1 protein-coding gene is annotated in these 1,203 nt (G+C 69.2%); it reads right to left on the bottom strand.

Annotated elements, in window-relative coordinates; all coding sequences use genetic code 11:
* Nucleotides 1-23 precede the first annotated feature (23 nt).
* Nucleotides 24-1,058 (bottom strand): IS110 family transposase, encoded by a 1,035-nt coding sequence (locus ACWDA7_RS53120; protein ID WP_450615451.1) that lies wholly within the window; start codon nt 1,056-1,058, stop codon nt 24-26.
* Nucleotides 1,059-1,203 lie beyond the last annotated feature (145 nt).

Here is a 1,203-nt window from a genome sequence, read left to right as displayed (position 1 = left end):
AAGCCAATCAGCGCCTCTGTGTGTCAAGCGGCTTGGGCGAGTTGGTTTCGGTGGTCGCGTTTCATGATCCGGTAGACCACGTTGGACAGGCGGCGTTTGAGGGCCCTGCGGGCCTCCGTCGGCGTCTTTCCCTCCGCGATCTTCCGCAGGTAGTACTCCTGCCCCGGCCCGCCGTCGCGGATCTGGCAGATGGCGATGATGTGCAGCACCGAATTCAACGCGCGGTTGCCGCCGGTGTTGAGCCGGTGGCGGACGTTGTTGCCGCTGGAGGCGTCCAGCGGCGCGCTGCCGGTATAGCTGGCGAAGTGATGCTCGGTGGGGAACCGGGAGATGTCCCCAATGTGGCCGATGACCTTGGCGGCCAGCACGGTGCCCACGCCCGGCAGGGTGGTGAGCGTGGTGCGGGTCGCGGCAACAGCCTCGCGCATCTCGGCTTCGTTCTCCTTGACCTGCCTGTCCAGCCGGCGCAGGTCGGCCAGCAGATCACGGGCTATGTCACGGCGGCAGTTGTCGGCGGCCGTCACCGGCCGGACGCCCCGCATGGCGCTGGCGGCCTTGTCCGCCGACAGACCGGTGGGCACACCGCCGGGCAGCAGGTCACGCAGGACCGCGTGGAGCCGGTTGAGGACGCGGGTGCGTTCATGGACCAGGTCGTCGTGCCGCTCGGTCAGCAGCCGCAAGATCATAGTCTGGTCTTCTGCCGCCACCTGGCGCAGGTCGGGGCGGAAGAGGGCGACCTGGGCGACGTGGAGGGCGTCGGCGGCGTCGCTTTTGCGGTCGCCGCCGGTAGCCAGGAGCCGGGCCCTGGCCGACAGCGTCGAGGGCACATCGACCACACTCTCGCCTGCGGCGGCCAGCTGCTGAGCGAGCGGTCGGCCGAGCCCGCCGGCGCCTTCGACTGCAAAGCGCCGCTCGGGCCACTGCTCGCACCAGCGCATCAGTTGCCGGAAGGTCCCGGCGTTGACGGCGAACCGGCGCTCGGCCACCTGATGGCCTGCGGGGTCGACGACGACAGCGGTGTGGGACGACTTGTGGGGATCGACACCGATCAGGATCACAGTCTGGCCTCGCCCTCGATGAGACACGGAAGGAGGTGCGGCGGGCACTCTGACTTGAAGTCGCTGCGTCACCTTCACGCCTCTGTCGAGCCACACCGCGCGGGTGCCGGTCGGCAGCGGCACGCTGATTGTGAGCCAGCCCCAC

The sequence above is a fragment of the Streptomyces sp. NPDC001156 genome, assembly GCF_053598275.1.
Note: the sequence above shows the minus strand (reverse complement) of the source record. Positions and strands in the feature narration are given on the sequence as shown.